The organism is Allobaileyella intestinalis, assembly GCF_009695865.1.
Lineage (GTDB): Bacteria > Bacillota > Clostridia > Peptostreptococcales > Anaerovoracaceae > Allobaileyella > Allobaileyella intestinalis.
In genome coordinates, this window is record NZ_VUNB01000004.1 from 315,980 (window position 1) to 329,965 (window position 13,986).

Genomic DNA, 13,986 nt, shown 5'->3' on the forward strand with positions numbered 1-13,986 from the left:
CAATCATGCCACAGGATCGAAGTCATCACCCAGTTTCAGTGACAGAACTCTTGAAACGCCCTGTTCCGGCATGGTAATTCCGTACAGAACATCTGCATGCTCCATGGTGGCTTTCTGGTGTGTGATCAATGCAAACTGAATCTCTTTGAATTCTTTCAGATAATTGCTGAACCTTTCTATATTTGCCTCGTCCAGAGCAGCCTCCACCTCGTCAAGGATACAGAAGGGAGCCGGCTTGGCTTTAAGAACTGCAAACATAAGTGCCACTGCAGTAAGGGTTTTCTCTCCTCCGGACATCAGGTTTATATTTTTCAGCTTTTTGCCAGGAGGCTGGGCAGAAATTTCAATTCCTGACTGAAGAGGATCTGACTCATTCTCCAGACGGAGTTCAGCCGCACCGCCTCCAAAAAGCTCCTTGAAGGTTTCGTTGAAGTTTACAGCTACCTTGTCGAAAGTCTCCTTGAAATTCTTTTTTATAGTCGTATCCATATTGGTAATGATCCGGCTCAGCTCCTTCATGGCCTCTTCTATATCTGCAGCCTGTTCAGTCATAAAGCCGTATCTCTTGCTTACCTTCTCGTATTCTTCAATAGAAGAAATATTAACGTCTCCCAGTTCTGCAAGCCTTACCTTTATTTCCTTAGCTTCCTTATTTCCAGATGTAACAGCAAAACCCTCATCCTTCATATCCAGGGCCTCTGCATATGACATTTCAAACTCGTTCCAGAGTTTGTCCTTCTGGGCCTGAAACAACGTTTCATTCCTGGTGTTACGGACTTCCAGCTTGTATTTCCGGTCTGAAAGGTCGTTGATTTTGCCGTTGTTCTCTTTCTGTAAGGATGCGGTTTCTTCCCTTTTCTTTCCGTTCTGCTCTCTGGCTTCACTGATGGATTTGAGTTTTTCCTCAAGTGCCGCTTTCTCCGCCCTGAGAGTCTCTCTTTTTTCCACTGCCTCCTGACTGTTGTCCGAAAGAAGTATCTGTTCTTCCTCCAGCCCCGCCTTCTGTTCCTGATCGTCGCTAAGCTGGTCTTCCAGGTCGATTATGGAGTCTCTTACTCTTTCGATAAGCTCATTCAGGCCCAGGATTCTTGTTTCCTGCTCCTTAAGATCTATGCGGCACCTGTTTTTCTGGTCATTATCTGAATTGACAGTATCCTGATATGAAGCTGACTGTTCTTCCAGCTCCTCCACCATTCTCTCTGTTTCGGAAGATTCCTTGTTATAGGATTCCACATCATTTTCGTACTGGCTGATTCTGTCCATGGTGCTTTTGATATCACCATCGATGAGACCGGCTTCCTGTGAAAACTTCCCTTCAGCGTTGTCGGCTTCTCTCTGCAGTTCTTTTGCGTGGGCAGCATCAGACTTAAGTGACTGAATCAGGATCTCATGCTGCTGGATTTTCTCTCTCAGCGCCTTTCTGCCTTCGTTGAGACTGCGGGCCTCATCAGTCATCTTTTCTTTGTTTACCTTAAGCCTGTTCAGATCTTCCTTCATGGAAGCAATCTTTTTCTCAAGATCTTCGATTTCCTTCTTTCTTCCCAGGATGTTTGCTGTCTTGTTCTTGTATTTTCCACCGGTAATGGAACCGCTGGCAGAAATAACCTCTCCGTCAAGGGTTACGATTCTCATTCCCCGAACGTCCAGCTTTGACATGGAAACAGCGTTGTCCATGGTGTCGGCAATAATAACCCTTCCCAGAAGGAAGTCTATTATATTGGAAAATTTCTTTTCAGCCTCCACCATATCTGCGGCTATGCCAAGGAATCCTCTGGCGCTCTGAACATTCTGGCCCAGATTTCTGTATCCGCCCTTTATGGAAGTCACCGGCAGAAAGGTAGCTCTTCCGGCCTGATGTCTCTTCAGCCAGTTAACGCCTTCCTTTGCAGCAGAATCGTCTGAGCATACGATGTTCTGAAGCTGTGAACCCAGGGCCGTTTCTATGGCCAGCTCGTAGCCATCAGGAACGGTGATCAAATCGGAAACTGTTCCGATTATTCCTCTGGTTCCTGCCTGCATCAGGGCCCTTACACCATTGTTGTAACCCTGATAATTGTTTTCCATCTCTTCGATGGTGTTCTTGCGGGAAATGCTCCTGCCTATGGACACCGTAAGATCTTCTGCCCTGGAGGCCAGGGTATTAACCTGGTTTCTCAGGTCAGCAAGCCTGGAGTCCATTTCCGAAAAAGATCTTGCCAGTTCACCTGACTCTGCTTCTTTCTGGGCAAGTTTTCTTTCAGCTTCTTCAACTCTCTTCCTGGTTTCTTCTCTGTTTCCGTCGCTGTTTTTGTGCTCTTCCAAAATCCTGTTCTTTCGCTGAACAAGGGTTTCTTTATAGTTAGAAAGGGTTTGAATCTCAGCCTTTCTTGAAGCTCTCATTTTGCCCAGCTCGATAAGCCGGTCTTTTCCTGTATCAATTTGTTTTTCCAGTATGCTGATTTTATTATAGTGAGATTCAACTCTGGCTGCAGCTTCTTTGTAAGCCTGATCGGCAGCTGCTCTACTTTCGTTCAGGTCTTTTTCCTGAAGTTTCAGCTCTTCAAGATTCTTCTGTTCTTCCTGAAGCTTTCTGCTGTTTTCTTCAATGGAGAGAGTGAGCCTCTCTATATCTTTTGCAATTGATGTCAGTTTCTCTTTGTTGATCTGACCTTTGTTGCTGATTGTGTTCAGCTCCTGGATCTTCTGGAGGAGCCTTTCGTTGGTTATTTGATTTTCCTCATTCAGGTCGCTTTCCTCCGCCCTGAGATTATCTGTTTTTTCCTCCAGCTGATCTCTGAGAGAAAGGGCCTGCTCATATTCTTCCTTAATGGATTCAAGCTCTTCACGGCCATTCTCTACTGATTTAACCAGTCCTTCAATGCTGTGAAGGGTGATGTTTACAGACAGGTATTTGTACCTCTCCCTGATTTTCAGGAATTCTTTGGCTTTCTCAGATTCTGTCTTCAGTCCCCCTATGCGGTCTTCCAGTTCGGTGATGATGTCCTGAACCCTCTCCAGGTTATCGGAAGCTGCATTGAGCTTTCTCTCTGCATCGGCCTTTCTTGTCTTGTAAAGTACTACTCCGGCTGCCTCTTCAAAGATTTCTCTTCTGTTCTCCGGTCTGGTGGAAACTATGTCTGCTATCTTTCCCTGACCGATTATTGAATATCCGTCTACACCGATTCCCGTATCCATGAACAGCTCTTTTATATCCCGGAGTCTTGAAGGATTTCCATTAATCAGATACTCGGTCTCTCCCGATCTGTACATCCGACGGGTAACAGCCACCTCTTTGTACTCAACAGGAAGGGAGCCGTCTACATTGTCAATAACCAGAGTAACTTCAGCCATTCCCTTTGGTTTTCTCGAAGCTGTCCCTGCGAAGATAACGTCCTCCATCTTGCCGCCTCTCAGCTGACGGGCACTGGTTTCTCCGACTACCCACCTTAAAGCGTCAGAGATATTCGATTTGCCGCTGCCGTTAGGCCCCACGATGCAGGTCACTCCTTCATTCAGATCTATGACAACCGGATCTGCGAATGACTTGAATCCCTGTATTTCCAATCTTTTAAAATGCAACTAAAATTCTCCCTTCAGAATAACCTGGCGGGCTGCCGCCTGCTGAGCCTCTTTCTTGCTCTTTCCCAGTCCCTGGCCCATGGGTTTTCCGTTAATCCTGATCTGGGCAGTAAAACTCTTATCGTGATCCGGCCCCGATTCATCAAGGATTATATATTCAATCTCCGGATTTCTGTATTTATTCTGCAGCTTCTCCTGGAGAGTTGTCTTATAATCCTTGTACAGCTTCCCCTGCACTGCAAGCCTTATGTGATCTCTGAAAAGCATGAGCACCAGCCTCTGGGCCTTTTCATATCCGCCGTCTTTGAACACCGCACCTATGACAGCTTCCATGGCATCTGCCAGAATAGAATCTTTTTCTCTTCCTCCGCCTGTTTCTTCCCCGTGTCCCAGCCTTATAAAACTGCCCAGTCCGATTTCCCTGGCAACCTCCGCCAGAGACCTTTCACAAACCACAGCAGCCCTGGTCTTGGAAAGAAATCCCTCATGCTGGTCGGGAGCAATATCGTATATTTTGCTTCCCACAATGGCGTCCAGAAAAGCATCTCCTATAAACTCCAGCCGTTCATTGTTGAACCTGTAGCTCTTTCCCTTCTCAGAAGCAAATGAGCTGTGGGTCAGAGCGTTCAGCAGAAGGGCCTTGTTCTGGAAAGTATATTCCAGTTTTTCTTCCAGTTCTGGATAATCATTTGTTTCTGGAAAAAAATCCTTTTCTCTGTCCTCAGTCTGCGGCCTTCCGTTATTATTCACTGTTTCCATTATGCTACTGCTCATCCTGCTCCCTTGCCTTAAACTCTGCCACTGCCTTCTCTATTGTGCCCGTTACATCGTTTTCAACATAAGGAACTGCCTTGAGTATGGCATTATAAACCGCATCTGCATTGGAGCTTCCGTGCATCTTAAGAACCGGTCCCTTCAGGCCCAGAATAGGAGCTCCCCCTTCTTCAGAATAATCGAATTCCTTCTTCAGTTCCTTGAATTTGCTTCCGGCGATGGCAGCACCCAGCATGCTTACAGGACTTTCTTTCAGCTTGCTCTTTATTCTTCCCATTATGGCCATGGCCACTCCCTCAGAACTTTTCAGAAAGACATTTCCGGAAAAACCGTCTGTAACGCAAACGTCACAGCATCCGAAAGGAACATCTCTGCCTTCACAGTTGCCCTGGAAGTTGATGTCTGCCTGGGACAGAAGCTCAAAGGCTTCTTTGTGAAGGGAGTCTCCCTTCTCCTCCTCAGCTCCCACATTGAGAAGTCTGACTTCCGGATTCTTGATTCCCTTTACCTTTTCAACAAAAATGCTTCCCATTATACCGTTCTGGAGAAGGTATTCCGGTTTGGACTCTACATTTGCTCCACAGTCAAGCAGGAGTGTAGTGTCATTCTTTCCAATCTTAGGGAAAAATGCCGCAATTGCCGGTCTCTGAATTCCCTTGATTCTCCCCAGGTTAAACAGGCCTGCCGAAAGAAGTGCACCTGTGCTTCCTGCTGAAAGGAAGGCATCTGCCTCTCCGCTCTTTACCATCGACATCCCCCGGGTAATGCTGGAATCCTTTTTCTTTCTCACAGCCATTGCAGGGGCTTCATTATTTGTTACCACCTCTGTGGCATTTACAATTTCTATTTTTCCTTTTGTGTATCCAATCTTTTCAAAGGCCTTTATGATCTCTTCTTCTCTTCCGATAATGGTGATCTTGCCATCGATCTTATCCGCAGCCTTTACAGCTCCTTTTACTATTTCCAGGGGAGCGTTATCTCCACCCATACCATCAATCAATATATTCATTTTTCCTCCAATCGCCGCCATTCACCGGTGCTGACCGATTCCTGCATTACCGGTAACGACTCGCATAGAAAATCACAATATTGTACCATAGAAAGGCCTACAATAACAGCCAGCAGCGGCTATGTCAAAGCAATAAAAATACATACATTTCTGATTGATATTGTTAGATTCGGGCAATATAATATCTGCATAATAAATATTCAAGAAATACAGAAATATTTATTGAAAATGAGCAGATATTGATGTAACATTTGCTCAAACAGTATCTTATAAGTATAGAAAGGAGTCTGATATGAAATTTGTATGTAAAGTATGCGGTTATGTACATGAAGGAGATAAAGCACCTGAGAAATGCCCTGTATGCGGACAGACTGATGTTTTCACAGAAGTAAAGGATAATCCATATGCCGGAACAAAGACAGAGAAGAACCTTCTCGAGGCATTTGCAGGCGAGTCTCAGGCAAGAAACAAATATACATATTTTGCTTCTGCAGCTAAGAAGGCTGGTTATGAGCAGATCGCAGCCCTCTTCCTGAAGACAGCTGATAACGAGAAGGAACACGCAAAACTGTGGTTCAAGCATCTTGGGCTTCTGGGTGATACATCTGAAAACCTGAAGTCTGCTGCAGAGGGTGAGAACTACGAGTGGACTGATATGTACGCAAGAATGGCTGACGATGCTGATGAAGAAGGATTCCATGAACTGGCAGAGCAGTTCCGCGGCGTAGCTGCTATTGAGAAGACTCATGAAGAGAGATACAGAAAACTTCTGGAGAACGTTGACAATATGGAAGTATTCAAGAAGAGCGGCGTTACTATCTGGGAGTGCAGAAACTGCGGCCATATCGTAGTAGGCACAGAAGCTCCTGAGGTTTGCCCTGTTTGCAAGCATCCGCAGGCATACTTCGAAGTACGCGCAGAGAATTATTAATCTGAATTTAAAATGCACGTCTATTCAAAATGGCCCGGGCAAAAGCCCGGACCATTTTTTAGTTTCTTATTATTAAATTATTCAAACCCAGCAGCGTTTATTAATAAGGCAAGCTTATCTCAGTCTCAGCTGTCCGCAGGCTCCGTCGATGTCAGATCCCAGAGTCCTCCTGATAGTTACGGTAATCCCCTTTTTCTCAAGGATCTCCTTGAATCTCAATATGCTATCCCTGTAGGAAGCGTTCATTCCCGTACCTTCCACAGGGTTAAGGGGAATAAGATTCACGTGAGTCAGCCACCCCTCCAGGTGCCCGGCCAGCTCCAGCCCGTTTTCCATGCTATCATTAACGCCTCTGATCATTGCATACTCGAAAGTGATTCTGCGGCCCGTATCTTCAGTATACCTTCTGCAGGCATCCATCAGTTCCTCATATCCATATCTCCTGGCCACCGGCATGGTGCGCTGCCGTATCTCTCCGTTGGGAGCGTGAAGAGACACCGCCAGGTTCACCTGGGAAAAATCTTTTCCAAAACGAGTTATGTACGGAACCAGTCCACAAGTGGACACAGTGATGTTCCTCATGCCCAGGCCGAATCCTTTCGGATTGTTTATAAGTCGTATGAAGGCAGAAAGATTTTCATAATTGTCAAATGGTTCCCCTATTCCCATGACCACTACGTGACCTATCTTCTCCCCTGTGAATTTCTCCATGGCAAGAACCTGGGCCAGCATTTCTCCGCCCGTAAGGCTCCTGTCCAGTCCCTTTTTAGTGGAAGCACAAAATGCGCACCCCATGCGGCACCCAACCTGAGAAGAAATACAGATAGAATTGCCGTAGTGATACTTCATGAAAACTGATTCCACCCTGGCGCCGTCCCGGAACTGGAAAAGCACCTTCTGTGTTCCGTCTTCAGCGGACTTCTGTGCAACGACCACCTCCGGAAGGCCTATGTACCAGTTTTCCTCAAGCTTTTCTCTCAGTGCCTTTGGAACGTTTCCCATCTTGTCAAAGGACTCTGTTCCTTTGGCCAGCCAGCCGAAGATTTGTCCTGCTCTGAATTTTTTCTCTCCATAAGAACAAACGACCTCGATTAAACTTTCGAGGTCGCAGTCCAGAATATTTCTTTTATCCATATTCTCAGTTCATTTCCTTTTCTGCTGTAAATTACCTCTGTGATAGTCTACCACGGGTAACAGCATTCAGAAACTAGTTTTTCTCAATAGACATTCCTGTCTTGTGTCCGTTAATATCGAACTCCGGAAGATCCTTCCCTTCCTGGATACTGTCAGCCAGAGTCTCTTCCTTGATGTGCTCTGCCTCACCTTCAACAGCAGCTTTGATTTCCTCGTCCCAGTCCATATAAACTGTGATTCTGTCCATCATTTCCAGATCTGCCTGTTTTCTAAGCTGCTGAATCTTGGAAATAACTTCTCTGACATATCCCTCCTGGATGAGCTCAGGTGTAAGAGTTGTTTCAAGAACGGTAAACACATTGTTCTCCATTCCTACAACAAATCCTTCCTTTGCTGAAATTCTTACGTCCAGAAGCTCTCTTCCGATCTCGTAAGTCTCACCGTTCAGCTCCATCTGAACAGTCTTTCCGTCAGACACCTGAGACAGCAGTTCCTTGGCATCAGTTTCTGCCAGCTTCTTTCCGAAGGCCTTCACGTTCTTTCCAAGAACTGGACCTGCAGCTCTGAAATCAGGTTTTACTGCGAAGTTCATGTACTTATCCAAGTCATTCTCGAAAACAACCTTCTTAACATTCAGCTCCTCAGTAATCAGTGGAACAAGATCTCCGATTATCTCTTCATATTTTCCGTCTACAACTACTTCTGCCAGAGGCTGACGAACCTTCAGCTTCTCCTGCTCTCTCGTACCTCTTCCCAGGTTTACAAGCGTCTTTACAAGATCCATTCTCTTCTCTACGTTTTCGTCGATGAGGCTCATATCAGCTACAGGGAAACGGGCAATATGAACAGTTACCTCTCCTGTGAGCTTTGTATACATCTCATCTGAGATAAATGGAGCGATTGGAGCAATCAGCTTTGTTACGCCAAGAAGAACCTCATATGTAGTGGCGAAAACAGCCTTCTTGTCATCACTCATACCCTCGGCATAGAAACGGCGTCTAGCCCTGCGAATATACCAGTTTGACAAATCCTCTACCACAAAGTTTGTAATAGCTCTTACGGTCCTCATGTGGTCGTAAGAATCCATGCTCTCAGTAACTTCCTTGACCAGCTTGTTGTATTTGGAAATAATCCATCTGTCAAGCTCCGGTCTGTCTGCATACGGAACATCAAGAGATGCCACATCAATATCATCCAGATTGCTGTACAGTACGAAGAAATTATAGGTATTCTTCAATGTGCCGAAGAACTTGCTTACTACGTCCTTAACACCTTCTTCGTCGAATTTTGTCGGTGTCCATGCAGGTGAAACAGAAACCAGGTACCATCTCAGAGCATCTGCACCATACTTCTCCATCATCTTGAAAGGATCAACAGTATTGCCCTTTGACTTGGACATTTTCTTGCCGTTCTTATCAAGAATCAGGTCGTTTACAAGAACATTCTTATATGGAGCCTTTCCAGTAATGAATGTGGAAATGGCCATCAGAGAATAGAACCATCCTCTTGTCTGGTCAACGCCCTCACAGATGAAGTCTGCAGGGAACAGCTCATCGAAATGATCTTTATTTTCAAATGGATAGTGCCACTGAGCAAAAGGCATTGCACCTGAGTCGAACCAGCAGTCCATAACCTCAAGGATCCTTGTCATAGGCTTTCCGCACTCCGGACAAGTGAGGTGAATATCATCCACATATGGCCTGTGAAGCTCAATGGTCTCAGGATCTACTTTTTCAACAGCCTTTTCAGCCAGCTCTGCTCTGCTTCCTACGCACTCAAGATGACCGCACTCGCACTTCCAGATTGGAATAGGTGTACCCCAGTATCTGTTTCTTGAAATATTCCAGTCTTTTACATCGGCTAACCAGTTTCCGAAACGGCCCTCTCCAATATAAGGAGGATACCAGTTTACAGTCTTGTTATTGGCAACCAGCTGATCTCTCAGCTTGCTCATCTCGATGTACCAGCCGGGCTTAGCATAGTAAACCAGAGGAGTTCCGCATCTCCAGCAGTGAGGATAGTCGTGTACCATCTTCTGTTTTGCAAAAAGTTTATTTTCCTTTGCAAGGTACTTGATGATATCCACAGCCAGCTCGTCTTCCATTACGAAGCGGCCCTTCCACGGAGTCTCTGTGAATCTGCCCTTTTCATCAACAGGTTCTACCAGCGGAACGTTATACCTGCGGCAGGTATTATAGTCGTCTTCACCAAAGGCAGGTGCAGTGTGTACAATTCCGGTACCATCTTCTACAGTAACGTAATCTGCACATGTTACGAAAAATAATTTTGCATTTTCCGGAACTTCCACGAATGGCAGGAACCTTTCGTATTCCTCGTACTCCAGCTCCTTGCCCTTCTTTTCCTCTATAACCTCGTACTTGCCTTCTCCCAGAACCTTGTCTGCAAGAACCTTTGCCACCCAGAAAATATTGCCTTTCTCGTCGCCCTCAAGCATTCTAGCTCTTACATAGTCAATGTCAGGACCAACTGTGAGAACCAGGTTTGATGGAAGTGTCCAAGCAGTGGTTGTCCATGCCAGGAAATACTCGTTATCGTATCCCTTTCTCTTAAACTTGCATGTAAGGGTCTGAACGGAGATCTCTTTATATCCCTGTGCAACCTCGTGAGATGCCAGACCTGTTCCACATCTCGGGCAGTAAGGCTGAACCTTATGTCCTTCATAGATCAGACCAGCATCGAAGAATTTTTTCAGAACCCACCAGCCTGACTCGATGTAATCATTCTTAAATGTTACATATGGATCTTCCATATCAGCCAGGTAAGCCATCTTCTCAGACATTTCAGTCCAGAGACTTGTGTATTTGAATACCGATTCACGGCACTTTTCGTTAAACTCTTTGATGCCGTATTTCTCGATATCCTGCTTACCATTCATTCCAAGCTGTTTCTCTACCTCGATTTCAACAGGAAGTCCGTGAGTGTCCCATCCTGCTTTACGCTTTACCTGGTAGCCTTGCATTGTTTTATATCTGTTAATAGAGTCCTTCAGTGTTCTGGCCATAACATGGTGGATACCAGGCTTGCCGTTAGCCGTTGGAGGTCCTTCAAAGAATACAAAGCTCGGGCTTCCTTCTCTTGCCTTTACACAGAGATTCAGCAGGTCCATCTGATTCCATTTCTGAACCTGTTCATTCTGTGTTTCAGCTACTGATTTTTCTGATAGATTCTGAAACATACTACCTTCCTCTTTCTGATATAAGAATAATAAAAAATCCCTGCCTATATAAAGCAGGGACGATCATTAACATAACCGCGGTACCACCCCGATTGCAACCTCCAGCAAGGCGCCTCTCTTAAGTGTCAGGCTCAGGAGTGATCTTCACTTGGGATCTCACCATTCTGCTCTCAGCAAATGCAGAACTCTCTGTAAGGGTATTACTTCCGGCTACTGTCTCCGTCACAGCCTTCTTATATTCAAAATTTTGTGAACGTCAAAATAATACTATATTTATATTTTGATGTCAATAACAAAATATTATGTTAAAATCTATACATAAATGATGAATCACATATTACTGATCTGGAGGCATTCAATGAACAGAATCATGCGAAACAGCTCGATTTTAACAACAATAATACTCCTGACCCTGGGTCTGGTATTTGTTATTGAACCGAAGCTGTCTTTAAACATAATCAGCACACTTATCGCAGCAGGCTTCATGGTTTTTGCTTTTACACGGCTTGTAACATTTATAGCTCTGAAAAAATCCGATGAAGGAAAATTTTCATCTGCTGCAAATCTTCTCGGTGCCATAGCAACAGCTGCCATTTCCGTATACCTGTTTATGAAGCCGGGAACGATTTCTGCAATTATCCCTTTAATCATTGGAATAACAGTAATAGCAGAGGGAGTTATTCTCATTGTCTGCGGTGTATTCTGGAACGCCTTTCTTCCCCGCAGAGGACTGATTTCCATAGCAATAGGAATTCTTAACATCGTGCTGGGACTGATAATTCTAAAATACAATTTTGCAACCCAGGTAGTGCTTATGCGCTTTATTGGAATCGCCCTTCTGGTAGCCGCAATTACAAGTGTTTCCAATGGATTTATGGTAACAGACGCAAATAAGCGCAAAAACGAAGCCCAGTCTGTAGATTTTACAACTGAGCCGTATAAAGACGATAAATAAAACTATTTTTTTCAAAATGTATTTGCGCCATATTGAAATATGTCCTTAAATTAACAGTAGCCCTTCGGAAAAAATCCGACGGACTGCTGTTTTAAAGTGACTATCAAATTGTTTCATACGGGAGATGTGAAACTACTCCTCTTCAAAATGCTCTTTGGCAAATCCCATTTTCTGTACGCACTCAAGAGTGCCCACGTAATTGCCTTTTTTATCTCTGACTGCAATGTAGCGCACGAGAACCGGCTCGCCCTTCATATTATGCCAAACCTCTACAGAGTCTCGGAGGCCATTTCTGAAATCATCAAGGATCTGTCTAACAATAGCTTCAACCTTAGGCGGATGGCAGCTGAACACTTCTCTTCCGATGGCAGCCTTAGGTCTCTTGAAAAGCTTTTCTCCATCATTGAAGAATCTGTTGATGTTGTTTTCATCCACAAAAGTAAGCTCCATTGGAATAGTATCCAGAACAGCCTCCAGCTGAGCAAGAGTCATGCTTCCCCCTGGAAGAACCACTTCGTCGTGAGATACCTGAGCTCTCTCAGCCTCTTCAGTTGCTTCAAGGGCCTTATCCCCATCTTCCCATTTGTCATATTCTGAAATAAAGCAAGGATCGTAGTTCGGTATTTCCCTGTAAACATTGAGCCAGTCTTCATGGCTGAAGAACTGAACGCAGATTGGGAAAAGAATATTATTCTCCTTGTAAATCATCTCTTCCGCTCTTGTAATTACATCGCTGATTCTTCCGATAAGCTCATCGTTAAGACTGCCCATTCCTGCCACAGTCCTGATTTCATCTCGTATTTCATCATCGACGCCCCACATTACATCAGAAGGACCAGTTACGTCATACTTGGTCTTCAAAATAGGATAAATCAGATCGCCCTTTTTGCTGTAGTGAGCTGATATGCCTCTCATCTTTCTGAACTCTTCAGAAATCTTGTCATTATCTCCAGAGCCAACTGCTTCTCTAATGAGCTGAATGTGTTTTTCAATAGCCTCATTCTCCAGGAAAAAAGTTCTTATAGGATTTCCCGTTACCTTTGCCATATCAGCCATCTTGGACTTAGCAGCATTTCTGTCAGCAACGCCGCCATTCTTCTTCATGTTCTTATGTCTCTCAAGCATAGCAGCAGCTTCCTTGTTTACCTGTCTTTCAGCAGCTGCAATTCTCTCTTCTTTTGTAGCCCCGTGGAAGAGAGCTGAATGGACATCGCAGAGTTTCTGAACTTCGGCTACAGGAACTCCACCCTTGATCAGTGCCTGCTCTGCATTGGCGATTTCAAGTGCATCAACGTCCTTGAAATTTGCAACGAAGTCTTTTCTGACAGATTCAAGATCTTCTCCGTCGCTTAATCTTCTTACGTAAGACTGGAGAAGCTCTGCTCTTCCCTCTTTTGACTTATTATCAGCTGTGCTGGAAGCCCCCTGATTGTCAGAAGGAGTTTCTACAGAATCATGTGCTGCCACAGGTGCAGCCTTGCTCTGGGAGCCGCCCTTCACAACTTCAAATCCCTCTGCTTCAAAACGCTCTATTACTTTAGACAGCTCTATATCCTTTATTGATGCTCCCTTAGGAATTGTCATTATTTTTCCAACAGTAACCAGTGCAGCTGGCTTGGTAATATCCTTGAAACCAAGATCAGCCATTATATCCTTTACTTCAGGATAATCCTTTACCAACTCAGCAACAGTTTTATTTAAATCAAGTACCTTGCTCATTTCCTCACCTCACGAAATTCTAATTACATAGATATTAAGTTATAAAAATAGTAATTGAAATCTGCTAAATTTACTATCAGTTTATACTTTTTTCCGGAAGATTCATGCCTTCCTTTCAAGTACAGTATAATCCATATTCTAAAACAAAGCGTGGCTATAGCAACAAAAAATTCAGCAAAAATAAAAAATTCCGGAACAAAAGTTTTAACCTCTGATCCGGACAACAAATAATGGTGCGCGAAGTGGGACTCGAACCCACACGGTCTCCCGCTAGAACCTAAATCTAGTGCGTCTGCCAATTCCGCCATTCACGCAAACCTATTAAATTGTAAAAAAAAAGTGGTGACCCCACCGGGACTCGAACCCGGGTTACCGCCGTGAAAGGGCGATGTCTTAACCACTTGACCATGGGGCCACTAACAAAGAATTAAGAAAAAACTGGCGACGTCCTAATTTCCCGGGCAGCTTCCCGCCAAGTATCATCAGCGCTGAGGAGCTTAACTTCTGTGTTCGGGATGGGAACAGGTGTACCCTCCTCGCTATTGTCACCAGATTTTCCTTCATATTAAATTAGAGAGCAGCTCCCTCAAAATTGAATAACACTTCCAAGTTCTTGAAAACCATCTGGTCAAGTTCTCGACCTATTAGTATCAGTCAGCTGAATGAATCGCTTCACTTACACTTCTGACCTATCAACGTGGTAGTCTCCC

At 44.6% G+C, this 13,986-nt stretch carries 8 protein-coding genes, 2 tRNA genes and 2 rRNA genes; 2 read left to right on the forward strand and 10 right to left on the reverse strand.

All coding sequences use genetic code 11. From position 1 onward, the window contains the following. Positions 1 to 3: 3 nt before the first annotated feature. From smc to plsX, 3 genes are read right to left on the reverse strand one after another with little or no spacing between them, the layout of a single operon-like run. Positions 4 to 3,558 carry a chromosome segregation protein SMC gene (gene smc, locus FYJ66_RS06385; RefSeq protein ID WP_154572677.1) on the reverse strand — a complete coding sequence of 1,185 codons (3,555 nt, stop codon included), beginning with the start codon at positions 3,556 to 3,558 and terminating at the stop codon, positions 4 to 6. Continuing rightward, positions 3,559 to 4,332 carry a ribonuclease III gene (rnc, locus tag FYJ66_RS06390; RefSeq protein WP_235897374.1) on the reverse strand — a complete coding sequence of 258 codons (774 nt, stop codon included), beginning with the start codon at positions 4,330 to 4,332 and terminating at the stop codon, positions 3,559 to 3,561. After that, a complete protein-coding gene (gene plsX / locus FYJ66_RS06395) occupies positions 4,322 to 5,341 on the reverse strand; it encodes a phosphate acyltransferase PlsX (RefSeq protein WP_154572678.1) in 1,020 nt (339 codons plus the stop codon). The genes rnc and plsX overlap by 11 nt, the downstream gene beginning before the upstream one ends. Before the next feature lie 292 nt (positions 5,342 to 5,633). On the opposite strand from plsX, the gene rbr reads away from it, so the two are divergent. Continuing rightward, on the forward strand, positions 5,634 to 6,272 hold the full coding sequence (rbr, locus tag FYJ66_RS06400) for a rubrerythrin (RefSeq protein WP_154572679.1): 639 nt from the start codon (positions 5,634 to 5,636) through the stop codon (positions 6,270 to 6,272). A 114-nt stretch (positions 6,273 to 6,386) separates the two neighbouring features. Here rbr and rlmN read toward each other — a convergent pair whose 3' ends face one another. After that, entirely contained in the window at positions 6,387 to 7,406 is a 1,020-nt protein-coding gene (rlmN, locus tag FYJ66_RS06405) for a dual-specificity RNA methyltransferase RlmN (RefSeq protein ID WP_154572680.1), read from the reverse strand. A 73-nt stretch (positions 7,407 to 7,479) separates the two neighbouring features. Next, positions 7,480 to 10,602, reverse strand: coding sequence for an isoleucine--tRNA ligase (ileS, locus tag FYJ66_RS06410; protein ID WP_154572681.1), 3,123 nt, complete (start codon positions 10,600 to 10,602; stop codon positions 7,480 to 7,482). Between the two features lie 358 nt (positions 10,603 to 10,960). Between ileS and FYJ66_RS06415 the strand changes: the two genes are divergently transcribed. Further along, positions 10,961 to 11,557, forward strand: a complete 597-nt coding sequence (locus FYJ66_RS06415; RefSeq protein ID WP_206157014.1) for an HdeD family acid-resistance protein — start codon at positions 10,961 to 10,963, stop codon at positions 11,555 to 11,557. A gap of 132 nt (positions 11,558 to 11,689) precedes the next feature. Here the strand turns inward: FYJ66_RS06415 and FYJ66_RS06420 are convergent, their stop codons facing one another. The 5 genes from FYJ66_RS06420 to FYJ66_RS06440 form a co-directional block, all read right to left on the reverse strand. Further along, positions 11,690 to 13,276: a DUF438 domain-containing protein gene (locus FYJ66_RS06420; RefSeq protein WP_154572683.1), complete on the reverse strand. Its 1,587-nt coding sequence runs from the start codon at positions 13,274 to 13,276 to the stop codon at positions 11,690 to 11,692. A gap of 231 nt (positions 13,277 to 13,507) precedes the next feature. Next, a tRNA-Leu gene (locus tag FYJ66_RS06425) sits at positions 13,508 to 13,590 on the reverse strand. A gap of 26 nt (positions 13,591 to 13,616) precedes the next feature. Beyond that, positions 13,617 to 13,691, reverse strand: a tRNA-Glu gene (locus FYJ66_RS06430). A 21-nt stretch (positions 13,692 to 13,712) separates the two neighbouring features. Further along, positions 13,713 to 13,829, reverse strand: a 5S ribosomal RNA gene (gene rrf, locus FYJ66_RS06435). Positions 13,830 to 13,900: 71 nt separating this feature from the next. Next, a 23S ribosomal RNA gene (locus FYJ66_RS06440) occupies positions 13,901 to 13,986 on the reverse strand; the annotation flags it as partial.

Excerpts from the sequence above, each read along its gene's own strand:
- rnc (WP_235897374.1), bottom strand. The coding sequence starts at position 4,332 with ATGAGCAGTAGCATAATGGAAACAGTGAATAATAACGGAAGGCCGCAG.
- plsX (WP_154572678.1), bottom strand. The coding sequence starts at position 5,341 with ATGAATATATTGATTGATGGTATGGGTGGAGATAACGCTCCCCTGGAA.
- rbr (WP_154572679.1), top strand. The coding sequence starts at position 5,634 with ATGAAATTTGTATGTAAAGTATGCGGTTATGTACATGAAGGAGATAAA.
- rlmN (WP_154572680.1), bottom strand. The coding sequence starts at position 7,406 with ATGGATAAAAGAAATATTCTGGACTGCGACCTCGAAAGTTTAATCGAG.
- ileS (WP_154572681.1), bottom strand. The coding sequence starts at position 10,602 with ATGTTTCAGAATCTATCAGAAAAATCAGTAGCTGAAACACAGAATGAA.
- FYJ66_RS06415 (WP_206157014.1), top strand. The coding sequence starts at position 10,961 with ATGAACAGAATCATGCGAAACAGCTCGATTTTAACAACAATAATACTC.
- FYJ66_RS06420 (WP_154572683.1), bottom strand. The coding sequence starts at position 13,276 with ATGAGCAAGGTACTTGATTTAAATAAAACTGTTGCTGAGTTGGTAAAG.